Origin of the sequence: Micromonospora pattaloongensis, from assembly GCF_900107255.1 — a bacterium.
Classification (GTDB): domain Bacteria; phylum Actinomycetota; class Actinomycetes; order Mycobacteriales; family Micromonosporaceae; genus Micromonospora_I; species Micromonospora_I pattaloongensis.
The window spans coordinates 19,629-35,904 of sequence record NZ_FNPH01000013.1; the positions used below are offsets into that span (position 1 = coordinate 19,629).

Genomic DNA, 16,276 nt, shown 5'->3' on the forward strand with positions numbered 1-16,276 from the left:
GGGGCGCGGACCGGCGGGATGTCAGCGGCAACTGTCGTACTGCCCGGGCGGGCAGTGCCAGTGCCGGGCGACATATTTCAGGATCTGGGCGGCTTCCCAACGGCGGGCATTGTACCAGCCGCGGAGTCCCCATCGGATGATGGTGTACCGGCAGCCTGAGCTGACCCCGTAGTAGCGGTTGCACGTGGAGATTTGGCTGGCCGGGCGGCTGGCCCCGACCGAGGAGATGCCGTACTTCCAGATGCGGCCGTAGTAATGAATCATGTACCCGATGTAGGGCCGCTTGTCGGTGAGCGACTTGCGCGTCAGCTTGCCGGGCCATGGCACCTTCGGGCGGATGCGGGGCACCGCGATGGTGCAGCCCGCGACGTAGCAGTAGTACGCGATGACCCACAGCACGAGCAGGATGATCACGGCGACAGCCAGCACCGCGAGCGTCCCCGCGGCAACCGGCAGGAGCACCACCGCGGCCTGACCGTCCGCGTCGAGGAAGTTGATCGGGTCGGCCGGGTAGATGTAGCTGTTGCTGTTGCCGCCCTCGATCGGGTCGCGGGACAGGAAGCGCCCGGTCCCCGGGTCGTAGATGCGGGCACCCATCAGGATCATGTCGGTGACCGTCTCGGCGTTGCGCTGCCGGTCGCCCAGCCAGCCGTACCGGGGTTTGGTCTCCGCCGCGACGACGCCGTACTCGTCCATGACCACGACCGTCGGCGACTCGCCTCCAGTAAGCGGCAGCACCAGGTTGACGTCGCCGTGCAGGTTGGTCAGGAGCAGGGCCGTCCCGCCGGAGCTTCCGGTGTTCGCGACGAGCTTCCCGCTCACCGAGGTGACGTTGCGGATCACGTCGCCGGCGCCGTTCTCGACCGTCCAGCGGGGGCTGTCGCCGTCGGCGCCGTAGTGGTTCAGCTTCGCCTGCGAGGGCTGCCAGGTGCCGCTGACGTTGGTCTCCACCGTCCAGGATCGGTAGCGATGTGCGGCGTCGAGTGTCCAGGTCTGCCGCTTGCCGTTGCCGACCAACTCCCGGGCCTTGTCGTTGGTGAAGTAGCCGACCGTACGGCCCCCGGGCAGCGCGGTCGTGCGGCCCAGTGCGTCGTAGGTGTACCCGGTGTCGACGAGCCGGTCCGCCGAGTCGTACGTGTGGGTCTGCACGATGTCGCCGCTGGTCGGGCACTCCGCACCCGGGTTGCCGGTCGCGGTCTTCTTGGCCGTACGGTTCGAGTTCTTGTCGAATTCGTAGAGGCGCCGGGTGCAGGTGCCGGCCAGCACGTCGTTCACCTCAACCAGCCGGCCCACCGAGTCGTAGCGGTAGCGTTGGGTGGACAGCTCACCCGGCACGCCGGTGTGCGAGAGCCACTGCCCGTGCACCGACGAGGTGACCGCGTCGCTCATGACGACCGTGCCGTCCGAGTCCCGCGTGTAGGTCCGTGAGGTCGGCGCCCCGGCCGGGTCGGACTGGTTGCGGACGGTGAAACCGCCGGGCAGCTTCTCCTCGGCCAGGTCGCCGTCGCGGTCGTAGCGGGCGCCGAACACTCCGGCGACCGAGTCGGTCATGCCGGTCGGCAACCCCCGCGGGTCGATCGCCAGGTCGTAGCTGTACGCGACCGTCGACGGTGACGAGTCGCTGACCTGCACGATCCGGTTCAGGCTGTCGTACGTGGTGGTGGTGACGCCCGCGTCCGCGTCGGTGTAGGAGACCAGGCGGCCGAGCTTGTCGTACGCCCGCGTGATGGTGCCGCCGGTCGGCGAGGTGGTGCGGGTGAGCAGCCCGCTCACCGGGTCGTACTCGCTGGTGCTGACCGGCGCCGCCGTGCCGATGCCGGACGTGACGGTCAGGCTTCCCTGCCGTCCGGCATCGTCGTAGGTCAGGGTCGACGTCGTGGTCACGCCGTTCGCCGTGGTCGTCTCCTTGGTGCGTTCACCGTGCCGGCCGTACTCGTAGGTCTTGGTCGGCAGCTTGGCCGGCGCGGAACCGCCGCCCGTGATGTCCCCGCCGGGGCCGGTCGAACAGAGCAACCCTTCCCACTCCGGCCGGCCACCGCACGGCGCGGAACCGGCACCGGTGTAGTAGGTGTTCACGGTCGTTCCGGCGTCGTTGTCGGCGCTCTTCGGCTGCCACGCACGGGTCACGCGGCCCTGATCGTCGTGGCTCACGCGGCGGGAGATGGCGAGGCCGGCCGGGTCGTGGGTATAGAGGTTGGCCAGGCCGGCCTCCCAGTCGTACCCGATGGTGGACACCCGGGCGTCCGCCATCAGACCGGGGAACTGCCGCAACTCGGCGCCCGCGGTCTCCTTGGTGATCTGGTGTTCGATGTTCGCGCTGCCGTCGGTCGGGCGGCCCACGTCGTACTCGTTGAGCGTGCGGGAACGTGCGATCACCGCCGTGCCCGCCGGGATCACCACCGTGCCGTTCCGGCTCAGGTTGTTCGCCAGCGTGATCGTCCGGATCGGGCCGAGCACTTCGCGCTCCTCGTTACCCTCCCGGTCGAAGGTGGTGCGCGTGGAGAGCAACTCGGCGCGCTGGGCGACCGTCAGGTCCCATAGGCCGAGGGTGACCAGCTCGTCGCGGTCGGCCTGGGTCATGCCCAGGGCGCGGGCCCGGTTCGCGGCGGTGAGCTCGCGGACGACGTTGCCGAACCGGTCGTGCTCGGTGGTGGCGATGTTGCCGGCCGCGTCGCTGGTGTTCACCTCCGCACCCGAGGCGTTCAGGTAGTAGACCAGCGCCCGCTTGTAGCCGTTCGCGTCGAGGTCGGGGCCGTGGTGCGAGGCGGGGACGGCGTCCGGCGGGAAGATCGCCGTGCCGTCGGTCGGCAGGTCGGTCTGACCCCAGTTCCGCACATCCGAGGCGCCCAACGCGTACGGGGCACGGGCCCCGCTCAGCGGCACGTTGTAGACGACCGACAGCGTGCCGGTGCCGTCCACCTGGTCGGCCGTACCGGTCCGTAGCGTCGGCCGGGACACCTTGAGCAGCATCCCGTCCCCGCCGGTCGCCCCGCCCACGTTGCCGTAGGTGAAGGTCCACGGCAGCTGCCCGGGCGGCGTCAGGCTCAGCACCCGGCCCGCCGCGTCATAGGTGTACGCGGTCTTGAGCGCCGGGCTGGTCCGCGGATCCCAGTCCTCGCGCAGCCGCCCCGCGTCGTCGTAGGCGTACTGCGCGACCGTCGTGGCGGTGGCACCGCTCGCCCCCGGCGAGGTCGCCCAGAGCTTGACCTGCACGACGCGGCCGGCGAAGTCGCCCAGCGCCGACGGCGTCGCGGTGGTCGTTGTCGCGTAGATCAGTTCCAGGGCCCGGCAGCCCTTGGTCGTCATCGCGGCGAGGCAGGTGGCCGCGTCCACCGCGCTGGTCGGCGCGATGATCCGCTTGGGTCGGGCCATCGTCTTGCCGTCCACCACGACCTTTTCCGAGACCACCTTGGTGGTGGAGTCGTCCAGGCCCGCGATCAGCGATTCGGTGACCTGCCAGTCCGGTGCCGCGGGGTCGACCTTGGCGAACGTGACGACGTTGCCCTCGGCGTCGGTCAGCTGGAACTGGCCGGTGAACGAGCCGGTGAGCGTCGCCGACTCGCTGCCGGGCTCGCCCACCCACGTCCCGTTCGGACCGGCCGTGAAGTGCGCTGGGGTCCCGTCCTCGCCGATCACATCGAGCGAGGTGGCGGACGTCTTGGTCAGATGGGTGTAGCCGGCCCCCGGCCGGTCGGCGACGATTCCCGCGACCCACTGGGGCCCGAAGATCGGGACCTGGCCCTCGCGCACGCCCGCTGCCGGGCTGCGCGACGACGCGGTGCGGCTCATCGACATGCCGAAGAAGGTCGCCTCGGAGCCGCTGAGCTCGAAGTCACCGGTGAGCAGGTTCAACCTGCCCGGTCCGGCGGCGATGTCCTCGGCGCCCGGGGCGTTGCGGTCGACCACGAGCGCCAGCGGCTGGGTCGAGCCGCTGCCGCCCGGCCCGATGAAGTCCGCCTTCAGCTCGATGTTGCCGTCCAGCGAGACGGTGTCGAGCACGTTCCAGGTCAGCGGCGCGTTCTTGCCGTTCGTGAGCGGCACCGGCCAGGACGCCACAGGCTGCCCGGCGTCGGTCACGTGTGCCAGGGGGATCGGCGCCCACGCCTCGGTCGACGAGCGGCGCCAGGAGAAGGAGACCCGGTCGAAACGAGCGCCGTCCGACTCCGCCGCGAGCACCACCCGTCGGGCGGTGCGCTGGCCGTCTGAGGGCGTCAGGAAGCCGCCAGGGCCGGCGTGGAATGTGTACGTCAGCGGCTGACTCGCGTTGTCGGCCTTGTCGACGGCCCGCACCTGCAGGCCGTGCGTCCCGTTGACCGCCGGGGTGACCGAGAACGTGACGGGGTTCGCCCGGCCGGCCGTCTCGATCCGGTTCCAGGTGATGCCGTCCAGCGACCATTCCAGCCACTGATGGTCGGTGCCGGCGGGCGGCGTGGCCGTGAACGACCCGGCTTGGCCGGCGCCGCGCACCCACTGCCCGGTCGGATAGTCGGTCGAGGTCAACGACGCGGGTGCGGACGGCGCGGCGGTGTCCACCACGAAGTTGGTATAGGCCGAGCCGATGGTGTCCCAGTGCGTGCCGTCGTAGGTGACGACCCTGAACTTGTAGGTCTTGCCGTGGGTGAGCAGCCCCGCCGGGACCTGGCCGGAGGCGGTCTGCCCGGCCGGAGTCCAGGGCGAGGTGAAACGGGTGATCAGCGCGTTGGTCGAGGCGTCGAGGACCTCGAAAGTGCCCTGGACCTTGTCGTTGTTCGTGTCGCCCGCGGTGTAGCGCAGCGTCGGCGTCACCGAGTTCACGTGGTAAGCGCTGCCGTGCAGGAAGTACGGCGGACCGGCCTGCAACTGCTTGGCCGTCCCTGGCCGGTAGTTGTAGGTCACCAGCAGCTTCGGAATGTTGCTCGCGGCGTTGCCGGAGTTGAACCGCTTCCAGTAAGTCGTGTCCGTCTCGCTGCCAGCCTTGAGGCCCATGCCGGAGCGCGATGACCGGAGCCCGGCCCACACCGAGACGAGATTGGTGATGTCCGCGTTGACATAGCCGTCGTTGTTGCAGTCCGGGTGACCCCGGGTCTCGGTCGACGTGTGGTAGGCCGGGTCGGTGAGCATCGCCGGCTGGTTGGCCCAGCGGGTCGAGGTCGAGGCCTGGTCCGCCGGCCACACCTGCCACTGCCGCGCCTGGCAGGTCCAGGAATGATTGTTGTAGAGGCTCAGGCGCGCGCTCTGCACGATCGAGTCCGCGATCGGCGCGGTGTTCCAGGTGATGAACGACCGCGCGATCTTGGTGGTCCCGTCGCTGTTGCTGCTGCCCGGGTAGCCGATGAGCAGCTCGGTCGCGCTCGACAGGTCGGTGGTGACGCCCCGCTGCACGTAGGTGTCGAAGACGTTGCCCAGGTACCCGGTCGACGGGTCGACAGTCACCGGGTATTTCGTCGCCGGGTCGGCCAGGAACTTGGCGTCCGGCGTGACCAGCAGGTCCACCTCGGCGCCGCGCTGCGCCAGCCGGAGCCCGACCGGGGCCGTGTGCGTGCGCTCGCCCGTACGCGGGTCGGTGGCGGCGTCCCACATGACCGGCGCGGGCATCACTGCCTTCAGCTTGCCGGTCTTGCGGTCGGCGATGTCGACGCCGCCGTCCTTGTTCTGGGTCAGCTTCAGGCCCGGGGCCTTGAGCGGCAACGTGTACGAGAAGTCCGTCGAGGCCGGGCGCTGGTTGACGCGGACGAACTGCTCGAAGCCGGTCCGGGTGGCTTCGACCACGAGGTCCGCACCGGGAACAGCGTCCACGTAGGTGGCCGTGGCGCCGTCGGCGACGGGGTTGGGCAGGTTGCCGCGCCAGCCGAGGGTGATCTTCCCGTCACCCTCCCCGAGCGTCAGGAAATCACGCGACTTGGTCGCCCGCGCCTCGGTGAGCGAGCGGGGCGCGGCGCCCGTCCCCCCGGCAACGTGCAGTCCGAGCGGGTGCGCCCGCGACTCGACCGACCCGTCGGACCGGGGGTTGAACGTGACGTCCACGTCCACCCACTTGTCGTCTCGCTTGAACCGTACGGGTCCGCCGGCCAGCTCGGAGGTGAGTGATCCGTCCGGGTTCGCCCAGGTGGTGCTGTCCTCGGTGCGCTCGGACAGCGCCTCGACGCGCAGGCCGGAGAGTTTGGCGGCGACTCGCGCCGACCGAATGTCGGCGGCTTCCTTGGGGCGCGGCTGCGACGCGGCCGGGGCGGCCGGGGCGGCCGGCGCCGCGATGGCGGGCTGGGTCGGGATGCCCTGGGTCAGCGTTATCGCGAGCGGAAGCGGCAGGGCCGAGGCCAGTAGCCGACGCAGGCGCATTCGTCTGCGCCTGTCGCTGACGGCGAAAAGCTTGGACCTCCGTGGAAACCGATGCATTCCACTCCTCTAATATGGACAAACACCGCGACTCGCTACGGTGCCTGTCGATTTGTAGGAAGGTTTTACCACGCCGTCAGCGGCCCGCGATGCCCTCGACCGCCGGGGCTGCTGCGAGGACTCTCGGTTGTCCAACTGTCCGCAACTGATACGTGCCGTACCCTGGGTGGGGCGAACGGGTTGCGCTTCGCGCGCGACGGGTGGACCTCCTCAGGCCGGCAGGCCCGCCGATACACTCGATCATGCCGATCGATCTACAGCCCGTGCTCCTTGGGGATCTCCTCGGCGTCAGGCCCCTGCGTTCGACGGATTTCGACGCTCTCTATCAGGTTGCTCGTGACCCTCTGCTCTGGGATCAGCATCCCGTCAGGGATCGGTACCGGTACGAGGTCTTCACGCGGTTCTTCGCGGAGTCCCTGGCGTCCGGCGGCGCTCTGGCGGTCACGTCAGCTGCGGGCGACATCATCGGGTCGTCCCGATTCCACGGTTACGATCAGCGACGCAGCGAAGTCGAGATCGGGTGGACGTTCCTGGCCAGGTCGTACTGGGGCGGCCAAGCAAATGGGCAGCTGAAATCCCTCATGCTGGGGCACGCGTTCCGCTTCGTCGAGAGGGTGGTGTTTCTCGTCGGCCCGGACAATCGGCGTTCCCAGCGAGCACTGGAGAAAGTCGGTGCGGTTCGCGTGGGAAGCCGACCTGACGCGGTCGGGCACGACAGCGTCCTGTTCGAGATGCGGCGCCCAGAGGGATTTACGAGGACTGGGTGACTCGTCGGACGCGCAGCGGCTCGATCAGCTTCCACTGCGCGTCGGTCAGGCCAGAGGGGTAGCCACGGCGAGCAGACACCGTGCGGCCCTCCCCGGCCCGTCGGCGGATGTCGTGCCACCATGCCGTCCATAACAGACCTTTTCAAACAAGCTCTAAGTCACGTGCGGCTTGGCTGGACGGCCGATAGGGTCTGCCGCGATGATGCACGACAACGAATATGTCGTCGACGCGCGCCTCGTACGTCGGCTGGTGGCGCGGCAATTCCCGCAGTGGGCGGACCTTCCCCTGAGAGCGGTCGAGTCCACGGGGACAAACAACGCCATCTACCGGCTGGGCGACGACATGGTGGTCCGCCTGCCGCGGATCGCGGCGGCCGTCGAGCAGGTCCGGTTCGAGTACGAATGGCTGCCGCGGCTGGCTGCGGTGGTTCCGGCGGCGATCCCCGAGCCGATCGCCCTCGGGACACCCGACGAGGCATATCCCTGCCCATGGGCGATCAACCGCTGGGTGGAGGGCGTGCATCCCACCGAGAACGACGGTGGCGACCAGCGCTTCGCCCAAAGCCTCGGCGAGTTCATCGCGGTGTTACGCGATTTCGACGCCACGGGCGCACGGCAGGGATACCGCACCGGCCCGTTGCATACGCGCGACACCTACGTACGGGAGTGGGTGGCCAAGGCAGAGGGTCTGATCGACGCTAAGGCCGTACTCGCCGTCTGGCAGGACGCCCTCGATCTTCCACAGTGGTCGGGTCCGCCCAGGTGGACGCATGGCGATCTGTTGCCTGGCAACGTGCTGGTCCAGGACGGGAGACTCACCGCCGTCATCGACTTCGGCGCGGCCGGTGTAGGGGACCCTGCCTGCGACGCGCTGCCCGCGTGGACGCTGCTGACCGCCGAGACCCGGCCAACCTTCCGGGCGGCGGCCGGATTCGACGACGCCACCTGGGCGCGTGGGCGCGCCTGGGCGTTGACGTTCGTCGGTGGCATCACCTACTACCGTCGTACCAATCCCGCGATGGCCGACCTGGGCCGCCGAGCGATCGCCGAGGTTCTCCAGGATCTGGCTTCTGAGGTCGGGTAACCCGTCGTCGGACGGTATACACCGTAACGACCGGCCCGTGAGATGCGGGAATGTGTTCGTATGCGCCCGCGTCAGTCAGGCTCGACGCCGCCGGCACGCAGGATCTGCCGTACCCGCTCCTTCGTGTAGCCGGTCCGACGCTCGATCTCCACGGGTCGCATCCCGTTCTGGGCCGCCTCCACCATCGCGGCGTGCAGCGCCGCCCGTGCGGCCTCGGCACGTTCGCGGGCCGCTTCCACGCGCCGCTTGGCGGCTCGCTTCGCCGCATCGATGCCGGACACAGCGCGGCTGAAATCGCGTACGGCGGCGTCGAGGTCCATCGGGCAAGTATGTCAACTATCCAGACCAAATGACGCTGCCCTGTATTTGGCCAAATCGCCGGATGGCATATTTGGCTCTCTGTGGCTCGGGTCAGCAGGAGGCGGGCCGAGCGCATGTCACGATCCGCGCACAGATCGGTTCAATCGGCCGGCGGACGTCCTCCGACGCTGTGTCGCGGAGTCGCGAACCGGAACTGCTCCGTCAACTGGTCGACAGCAGGTATGCCCCGGTATGGCTGGAACAGCGGCCACAGCGCGGCCACGCGATCGCCGGCGCGCACCGAATCCGCTCTTCGGGCGAGCGCAGCCGCCCGCATCGCCACCTCCGCCGCCCGCTCGACCTCGCCCGCCTGCAGCAGCGACTCGGCGAGCCAGGTCAGGTACAGCGAGGTTTCCCGGCCCGTCTCCTCGCCGTATCCGGCGGTCGTGCGCTCCAGGATCGGCACCGCGCGCAGCGGCCGACGCAGCTGCGTCCACACGCGCCCCGCCATCACCGCCGTTTCGTCCGCCGATAGCCAGTACACCCACGCCGGATCATCGGCCGGCCGCCGTCGTGTCAACGCCTCCTCGACCGCGTCGAGCGCGCGTACCGCCGGCTCGGCTTCGGCGGCGCGCGCGTGCGTCCACGCCACCCGCTCCAGCAGTAACGCCCGTGTTGTCGCGCTCGCGGCATGCCGCGCCCCGCAGTACGCGGACCGGGCGAGCGTCACCGCCCTGCGGGGGTCGCCGACGTTCGCCTCCTGGTAGGCGAGCGTCGACAGGTTGTTGGCGGCACCCGCCACGTCACCACCCGCCTGCGCCGCGCGCATGCCCGCGAGATAGCGACGCTCGGCCTCGGCGTACCGGCCCGCGTCGGTGGCGACGTAGCCGGCCAACTGGCACAGCTCGCCGACCGCGACGAGCAACCGCCGCCCGACCCGCTCCGTGTACGAGCCCTCGCGGAGCAGGGCCGCAGTGGCGGCGAGTTCGGCCGTCACGATCTCGTGCGTCTTGACGCCGCCCACGTGGTCATCGAGGAGCCGCAGCTGGTGCACGCGCCGCTCGACCCGCTCCACCGTCGCGTCGCCGATCCGACGGCCGGCGCGCGCCTCGTACACCTGGGGCGGGTCGGTGATCAGCCACTCGTGCGCCAGCCGCACCGCGTTCTCGGCGGTGGGCGCTTCGGCGAGCAGCATCCCCGCCAGTGCTTCGGAGTCGGGCCGCCGCCAGGTCCCGTCGCGCGACCACCGCACGGACCCGGCGGGCCGCGCGCGGGCGACGAGGTCACCGCCCGCGTCGAGCGCGAGATCGAGCGCCGCCGCGATCGTGGGTGCGGGTGGTCGGCGCCCGGTTTCGACGCGGGACAGGTGGCCGGGGTCGACGTGCGCCCGGCGCGCCAACTCGCGCAGGCTCATGTCGCCGCGGGTCGCGCGCCACCTGCGTACCGCTTCGCCGAAGGTCTCCGACACCGCCGCCGCCTCTTCGCCGGTGTTGCCCACCGTTGCCAGCCCGGGCGCGCATCAGGTCACCCATCCCGCACGCCATCCGTAGCCGTGACGCTACAGAAATGTCGTGTCGAAAGGGAACGTGGTCGATGCTTCGGGCACGGTTGCGGTTCGCGGGCCACCGTGGGCGGCGGGCGGTAGCGCAGCTGCGCGGACCGCAGTGGCGGTGGCTGCCGTGGGTACGCCGACGGGCGCGCCGGGCCGCCCGGCAGGCGATCCTGGACGCCGCCGCGCAACAGCAACGCCGGGAGTACGAGCGGGCCTGTGCGCGCCGCATCGCGCACGCCCTGAACAACCGGTGGAACGGCCCGACCGAGATCCACGGGACCCTGCTCACCCTGGGCCAGCTCAACCAGTACAAGCCGGGGGAGCGGCGGTGATCCGGCTGTTGCTGCGCACCGGCTGGCCGGGCGCCGTACTCATCCTCCTTTTCCTGGTCGTCGTCAGCAGCCGGTGGTGGCGGTGATGGACGACGGGCCGCCCACCGACAGCGACGTGGTGTGGGCGGCGCGGTTGCCGGACGACCTAACCCGCCGTCCGCAGCGACGGCAGCCGCGCCGCACCGCCCGGCACCCGACGCGCCTCCTGCTGGGCCCGCGCGCACGCCGCCAGCAGCTCGTCGGCCGGCACCGGCCGGCTGAGCGCGAAGCCCTGGGCGAGGTCGCAGCCGAGCTCGGCCAGCAGCGCGAGCGCGTCGAGCCCCTCCACCCCCTCGGCGACGACGGAGAGGCCGAGGTTGTGGGCCAGGTCGACGGCGCTGCGCACCAGCACCACGTCCTCGGGGTCGTCGGCCAGCTCCCGCACGAACGTACGGTCGATCTTCAGTTCGTCGGCGGGCAGCCGCTTGAGCTGGGCCAGTGAGCTGAAGCCGGTGCCGAAGTCGTCGATGGAGACCTTCACGCCGTGCTCGCGTACCTGGCGCAGCACCTCGCGGGAGCGTTCCGGCTCGGTCATCACGCTGGTCTCGGTCAGTTCCAGCTGGAGGAGCCCGGCCGGCAGCCCCGAGGAGGCCAACGCGGCGCGCACCCGCGGCGCGAACTGCGGGTCCAGCAGGCAGCGGGGTGAGACGTTGACCGAGACCACCAGCGGGGCGCCGGCGTGGTGCCAGGCGGCGGCCTGGGCCACCGCGACGTCGATGAGGTGGTACGTCAGCGGGATCTCCAGGGCGCGGGCCTCCGCGATCGGCAGGAACGCGCCGGGCATCAGCAGCCCCCGCGTCGGGTGCCGCCAGCGCGCCAGCGCCTCGACCGCGGTGACGGTCGCGTCTTCGATCCGGATCTGCGGCTGGAAGAACATCACCAGCTGCCCGTCCGGGTCGCCGGCGTCGAGCAGCGCCCGGAGCTCGCCGAAGAGCGCCATCCGGTCCGGCGTCTCGGCGTCGACCTCCGGGTCGTAGACAGCGAAGCCGCCGCCGTTCGACTTCGCCCGGTACATGGCGGCGTCGGCGTGCCGGATCAACTCGTCGCTGACGCCGTGCAGCGGGCCGATCGCCACGCCGATGCTGCCGCTGACCGCGGCCGGCCCGGCGTCGAGCAGGAAGTCCTCGCGCAGCCGTTCGGCGATCCGGTCGGCGACCCGGGTGGCCTGGCGTACGTCGGCGATCTGCGGCAGCAGCACCGCGAACTCGTCGCCGCCGAGCCGCGCCACCACGTCGCCGGCGCGGGCGCTGCTGCGCAGCCGCTGGCCCGCCTCGGCGAGCAGCTGGTCGCCGGCGGCGTGCCCGAGCGTGTCGTTGACCGCCTTGAAGCCGTTCAGGTCGAGAATCATGAGGGCGAGCTGGCCGTCCGGTGTGGACTTCAGCTGCCGCAGCGCCCGCGCCAGCCGGCGCCGGAACATTGCCCGGTTCGGCAGGCCGGTGAGCGGGTCGTGCAGCGCCAGGTGTTCGTTGGCGTCGGCCTGCTGGGCCAGCCGGCGCTGGTAGCCGAGCACCACCCGCCAGATCACCGCGACGAGGACGAAGCCGAGCCCGAACCCGACGGACGTGCCGGCGAGCATCCGTACCTGCGCCGTCTCCAGGGCGGCGGCCTGCACCTGCGCACGGGTGTGGTAGGCCCGGTTCACCGTGCCGATGTCGTGCTGGAGCTGGTAGTAGGTGGGCGTCACCTGCAGCCGGTCGAAGCTGGGCCACTCCGGGTTTCCGTCGGCGACCATGTTCAGCAGCCGGTCGGTGCGCTCCCGGTACGCCGCCTGCCGGTCGAGCAGCCGGCGCGCGTCGGCGGCGGCGTCCGCCGTACCCGTGGTGGTGACCTGGCGCAGCGCCTCCTCGGCGTCGTTGGCGGCGGCGACGTACCGCAGCCGCACCGCCCACGACGGCTCGACCTGGTAGTGCCGGGCGTGCGCCTCCTCCAGCGCCGTCGCGCTGCGCGCCTCGCTGAACCAGCCGTCCACCGACAGCGCCGTGCTGTGCTCGCGGGTGATCGAGGTCATCTGCCAGGTGCCGACGATGGTGTACGCGGACAGGGCCACGAGCACGGCGGCGAGGGCGCCGGTCGTCGCGAGGCTGCGCTGACGGCGGGCCCGCGACTCGTCGGTCGTGCCCGCACCCGTGCTGCGGTCCGCCCCGTTGCGCCCGCGCCACATCGCCGGCTCCCTTCGTCCGCGGCTGCGTCGGGTCGTGCGCGGGTGCGCGCCGACCCCTGTCTGGATCATCGGCAGTCGCGTCCGAAAGCTGACCCGTCCGCTCAACCCGATGCGATTCCCGCCGATGGGCCGATGAAGGATGCGGACGAGGGGGTCGGGATGGTCGTACGCACACGCCCGCGGGTCGGGGCGGTCGCGGTGGCCGTGCTGGTCTGCGCCGCACTCGCCGCCTGCGTCGGCGGCGGCGACCCGCGCCCGGTGGCGCCGGTCATCCGGCTGGGCACGCTGGTGCCGTTGACCGGCGTCAACGCCCCCTCCGGCCAGGCCATGGTCAATGCGCAGCACCTCGCGGTGAACGAGGCGAACGACGCCGGCGGCGTGCTCGGCCGGCGGGTCGAGCTGGTCGTCCAGGACGACGCGTGCGACCCGGGCACGGCGGTGATCGCGGCCGGGAACCTGATCGCCCAGGACATCACGGTCTCGGTGGGCGGCTACTGCAGCAGCGCCACCGTCCCCACGCTGCAGATCTTCCGGGCCGCCGGGGTCCCGATGGTGATCCCGCTGTCGAACTCCGCCGAGCTGCTCGCGCCGGGATACGACAGCATCTTCCTGATCTGCGGCACCACGCAGGCGGAGGGGCGGTTCGCGGTGGCGGCGATGAGCCGGCTCGGCGCCCGCCGCCTGGCGGTGGTGCACGACGGCACCAGCTTCCCGGTGTCGCTGGCCGAATCGACGGTGACCGCCGCCCGTGCTGCGGCCGCGACCGGGATCCGGGTCGTCGGCCAGTTCGAGCTGAGCCAGGCCGCCGCCCGCTACACCCGGATCGCGCAGCGGGTCCAGGCCAGCGGCGCGGACACCGTCTACTTCACCGGCTACTACGCCGAGGCGAACCGGCTCGTCATGGACCTGCGCACCGCCGGCTTCACCGGGAAGATCGTGGTCGGCGACGGCGCGGTCGACGGCCCGCTGCTGCACGGCCTGACCGAGGCGCAGCGCCGGAACCTGTACGGGACGACGTTCATCGTGCCGCAGTTCATGCCGGCGCTGGCCGACTGGTCGGCCCGCTTCACCCGGGCCGTCGGGCACGCGCCCGGCCCGAGCGCCCCCGAGGCGTACGACGCGGTCACGCTCGCCCTCGACGCGATCCGCCGTGCCGGCAGCCTCGACCGCGAGGCGGTCCGGCGGGCGATCGCCGCCAGCGCCGACGTGCCGCTGCTCTCCGGCAGCCCGCGCTTCAACCCCGACGGCACCCGCAGCAACCCGACGTTTCTGCTGCTGACCGCGCGGGGCGACGGCTTCGCGCGCGTCTGGTCCAACGACCCGGCCTGACGCATCCGTCGGCCGCGGTGACAAATGGGGGCGACCCCGGAGCGCGGCACCGGCACGGTTCCTATGCTCGCGGTATGGACTTGCGGATCTTCACCGAGCCCCAGCAGGGCGCCACCTACGACCAGCTGCTCGCCGTCGCGCGGTGCGCGGAGGACGCCGGCTACGACGCGTTCTTCCGCTCCGACCACTACCTGAAGATGGGCCAGGTCACCGGCCTGCCCGGCCCGACCGACGCCTGGATCACCCTCGGGGCGCTCGCCCGCGAGACGTCCCGGATCCGGCTCGGCACGCTGATGACGGCGGCGACGTTCCGGCTGCCCGGCCCGCTGGCGATCAGCGTCGCCCAGGTCGACGCGATGAGCGGCGGGCGGGTGGAGCTGGGCATCGGGACCGGCTGGTACGAGGCGGAGCACACCGCGTACGGGATCTCGTTCCCGCCGCTGCGCGAGCGCTTCGACCGGCTGGAGGAGCAGCTCACGATCATCACCGGGCTCTGGGAGACCCCGCTCGGCAGCACCTTCGACTTCGCCGGCAAGTACTACAGCGTGACCGACTCGCCCGCGCTGCCGAAACCGGCGCAGGACCCGCGCCCGCCGATCATGCTCGGGGGTCTCGGCCCCAAGCGCACGCCGGCGCTGGCCGCCCGGTTCGCCGACGAGTTCAACCTGCCGTTCGCCAGCCTGGAGGACTCCGCGGCGCAGTTCGACCGGGTGAGCGCGGCGTGCGCGGCGATCGACCGCGACCCGGCCACCGTCTGCTACTCGGCGGCGCTGATCGTGTGCTGCGGGCGTAATCAGGAAGAGGTCAACCGGCGGGCGGCCGCGATCGGGCGGGAGCCGGACGAGCTGCGCGCCAACGGCCTGGCGGGAACTCCGGCGGAGATCGTCGACAAGATCGGCCGGTACGCCGAGATCGGCGCGGAGCGGATCTACCTGCAGGTCATGGACCTCACCGACCTCGACCACCTGGAGCTGATCGCGGCCGAGGTGATGCCGCAGGTCTGAACCCCGGCGGACAGCGCCTCCCACCGTTGTGGACACTCTCCGTGATCGCGGCGCATGGGCGAGGCGGGGCGGGCGGTCGCGGGAGCGGCTCGCCCGAACCGCGCGGCGCGGCAACCACGCTGTCACGGGCGATATCGGATTTTGAGCCGATTCACCTGCACATTAGCCCGCGGCGACGGGTCGCTCAAAGGCCAACCACGTCACGCGTACGGGGAAAAAGTCCATCTTCGTGACATGTGCGAACTCGTCGCGTCGGACCGCCGTCACGGTGGGCACCGCTCCCCGTTGCGCGCACACTTCGTAACAGGGCGTCACGGGCAGCGGACAGCCGGAGGCAGCCATGAGAGTGCCGGGAGTGCGCTTCGTGCAGGGGCGCAACAGATACGGGACGTCCACGAAGTACGCCATCGCGGTGCACGCGACCGCGAACACGGCGTCGGCCGCGGACGAGGCGATGTACGCCACGCGCCGGACCGACGGCACGAGCGCGCACTTCTACCTCGACCGCCGCGAGGTCATCCAGTCCCTCGACACCCGGGACCGGGCCGGTCACGCCGGGTCGACCCAGGGCAACACCTACGCCATCGCGTTGGAGTTCACCGGCCTGAACTCGTGGTCACGGGCGACGTGGTTGTCGTCGGTCGCCTGGGACCGGGTCGGGGCGGTCCTGGCCACGGTGAGCCGGACGCACCAGATCCCCGCCCGGCGGGTCACCGTCGCCCAGATGCGGGCCGACGCGCGGGTGCGGGGGGCGTACGACCACAACCAGATGCGGCTCGCCTGGGGCGGGACCGACCACACGGACCCGGGGCCCCACTTCCCATGGGACCGGCTGCTCGCCGTCTGGCAGCAACACCTGCAAGGAGAGGATTTTCCGGTGGACCAGAGTCAGTTCGAGAGCATGTTCCTCAGGGCGCTGCGGCAGGGCGGGGCGATCCGGCGGGCTATCGGCGTGGCGCCGCACGAGCAGTCGGTGTACCGGACCGGGCAGAGCGCGCACTTCTGGTGGTTCAGCAAGATCCCGGACAGCCTCGCCGAGATCAACCGGAAGCTGGACATCCTGGCCGGGAGCGCGGGCGGGGCGGTCGCGCGGCAGGTCGGGGCGATCAGCTCCGAGACGCGGACGCCGCGGGTCCCCGCCGCCCGGACACCGGCGGAGTCGACCGGGGACGCGGACGTCGTGGCCCGGCTGGGCAGCCCGGACGTCACGGTCGCACAGAAGGCGGCGCTGCTGCGCGAGTGGCTGGGTCAGGACGCGCCCGCCGTCGGCGCGGCGCTCGCCGCGGGGCCGGCAAGATCCGCGTGATCAGGAAGGCTCGCGCGCGCCGCTCCGGCG

10 protein-coding genes are annotated in these 16,276 nt (G+C 71.3%); 6 read left to right on the forward strand and 4 right to left on the reverse strand.

Annotated elements, in window-relative coordinates:
- Nucleotides 1-21: 21 nt before the first annotated feature.
- Nucleotides 22-6,315, reverse strand: coding sequence for a DNRLRE domain-containing protein (locus BLW47_RS22460; RefSeq protein ID WP_091561803.1), 6,294 nt, complete (start codon nt 6,313-6,315; stop codon nt 22-24).
- Between the two features lie 299 nt (nt 6,316-6,614).
- On the opposite strand from BLW47_RS22460, the gene BLW47_RS22465 reads away from it, so the two are divergent.
- Together BLW47_RS22465 and BLW47_RS22470 are read left to right on the forward strand one after the other, a co-directional pair.
- Entirely contained in the window at nt 6,615-7,139 is a 525-nt protein-coding gene (locus tag BLW47_RS22465; RefSeq protein ID WP_091562024.1) for a GNAT family N-acetyltransferase, read from the forward strand.
- A gap of 199 nt (nt 7,140-7,338) precedes the next feature.
- Nucleotides 7,339-8,223 carry an aminoglycoside phosphotransferase family protein gene (locus BLW47_RS22470; protein WP_091561807.1) on the forward strand — a complete coding sequence of 295 codons (885 nt, stop codon included), beginning with the start codon at nt 7,339-7,341 and terminating at the stop codon, nt 8,221-8,223.
- Nucleotides 8,224-8,294: 71 nt separating this feature from the next.
- Here BLW47_RS22470 and BLW47_RS22475 read toward each other — a convergent pair whose 3' ends face one another.
- Nucleotides 8,295-8,543, reverse strand: coding sequence for a hypothetical protein (locus BLW47_RS22475; RefSeq protein WP_091561811.1), 249 nt, complete (start codon nt 8,541-8,543; stop codon nt 8,295-8,297).
- 140 nt (nt 8,544-8,683) lie between these two features.
- The gene (locus BLW47_RS22480; RefSeq protein WP_091561814.1) at nt 8,684-10,021 is read right to left on the reverse strand and encodes a helix-turn-helix domain-containing protein; all 1,338 of its coding nucleotides are present in this window, start codon (nt 10,019-10,021) and stop codon (nt 8,684-8,686) included.
- A 95-nt stretch (nt 10,022-10,116) separates the two neighbouring features.
- Between BLW47_RS22480 and BLW47_RS22485 the strand changes: the two genes are divergently transcribed.
- On the forward strand, nt 10,117-10,407 hold the full coding sequence (locus BLW47_RS22485; protein ID WP_139307418.1) for a hypothetical protein: 291 nt from the start codon (nt 10,117-10,119) through the stop codon (nt 10,405-10,407).
- A 145-nt stretch (nt 10,408-10,552) separates the two neighbouring features.
- Here the strand turns inward: BLW47_RS22485 and BLW47_RS22490 are convergent, their stop codons facing one another.
- Nucleotides 10,553-12,607, reverse strand: a complete 2,055-nt coding sequence (locus BLW47_RS22490; RefSeq protein WP_175543761.1) for a putative bifunctional diguanylate cyclase/phosphodiesterase — start codon at nt 12,605-12,607, stop codon at nt 10,553-10,555.
- Nucleotides 12,608-12,766: 159 nt separating this feature from the next.
- Here BLW47_RS22490 and BLW47_RS22495 point away from each other — a divergent pair, with 159 nt between their 5' ends.
- The 3 genes from BLW47_RS22495 (at nt 12,767) to BLW47_RS22505 (ending at nt 16,246) form a co-directional block, all read left to right on the forward strand.
- On the forward strand, nt 12,767-13,936 hold the full coding sequence (locus BLW47_RS22495) for a branched-chain amino acid ABC transporter substrate-binding protein (RefSeq protein WP_175543762.1): 1,170 nt from the start codon (nt 12,767-12,769) through the stop codon (nt 13,934-13,936).
- 74 nt (nt 13,937-14,010) lie between these two features.
- A complete protein-coding gene (locus BLW47_RS22500) occupies nt 14,011-14,940 on the forward strand; it encodes an LLM class F420-dependent oxidoreductase (protein WP_091561829.1) in 930 nt (309 codons plus the stop codon).
- Between the two features lie 340 nt (nt 14,941-15,280).
- Complete coding sequence (locus BLW47_RS22505) at nt 15,281-16,246, forward strand: peptidoglycan recognition protein family protein (protein WP_091561833.1); 966 nt, start codon at nt 15,281-15,283, stop codon at nt 16,244-16,246.
- Nucleotides 16,247-16,276: the final 30 nt, after the last annotated feature.

Bases quoted from the DNA above. Each gene is read 5' to 3' on its own strand.
- BLW47_RS22490 (WP_175543761.1), bottom strand. From the start codon at position 12,607: ATGTGGCGCGGGCGCAACGGGGCGGACCGCAGCACGGGTGCGGGCACG.
- BLW47_RS22485 (WP_139307418.1), top strand. From the start codon at position 10,117: ATGCTTCGGGCACGGTTGCGGTTCGCGGGCCACCGTGGGCGGCGGGCG.
- BLW47_RS22495 (WP_175543762.1), top strand. From the start codon at position 12,767: ATGGTCGTACGCACACGCCCGCGGGTCGGGGCGGTCGCGGTGGCCGTG.
- BLW47_RS22500 (WP_091561829.1), top strand. From the start codon at position 14,011: ATGGACTTGCGGATCTTCACCGAGCCCCAGCAGGGCGCCACCTACGAC.
- BLW47_RS22460 (WP_091561803.1), bottom strand. From the start codon at position 6,315: ATGCGCCTGCGTCGGCTACTGGCCTCGGCCCTGCCGCTTCCGCTCGCG.
- BLW47_RS22505 (WP_091561833.1), top strand. From the start codon at position 15,281: ATGAGAGTGCCGGGAGTGCGCTTCGTGCAGGGGCGCAACAGATACGGG.
- BLW47_RS22470 (WP_091561807.1), top strand. From the start codon at position 7,339: ATGATGCACGACAACGAATATGTCGTCGACGCGCGCCTCGTACGTCGG.
- BLW47_RS22465 (WP_091562024.1), top strand. From the start codon at position 6,615: ATGCCGATCGATCTACAGCCCGTGCTCCTTGGGGATCTCCTCGGCGTC.
- BLW47_RS22475 (WP_091561811.1), bottom strand. From the start codon at position 8,543: ATGGACCTCGACGCCGCCGTACGCGATTTCAGCCGCGCTGTGTCCGGC.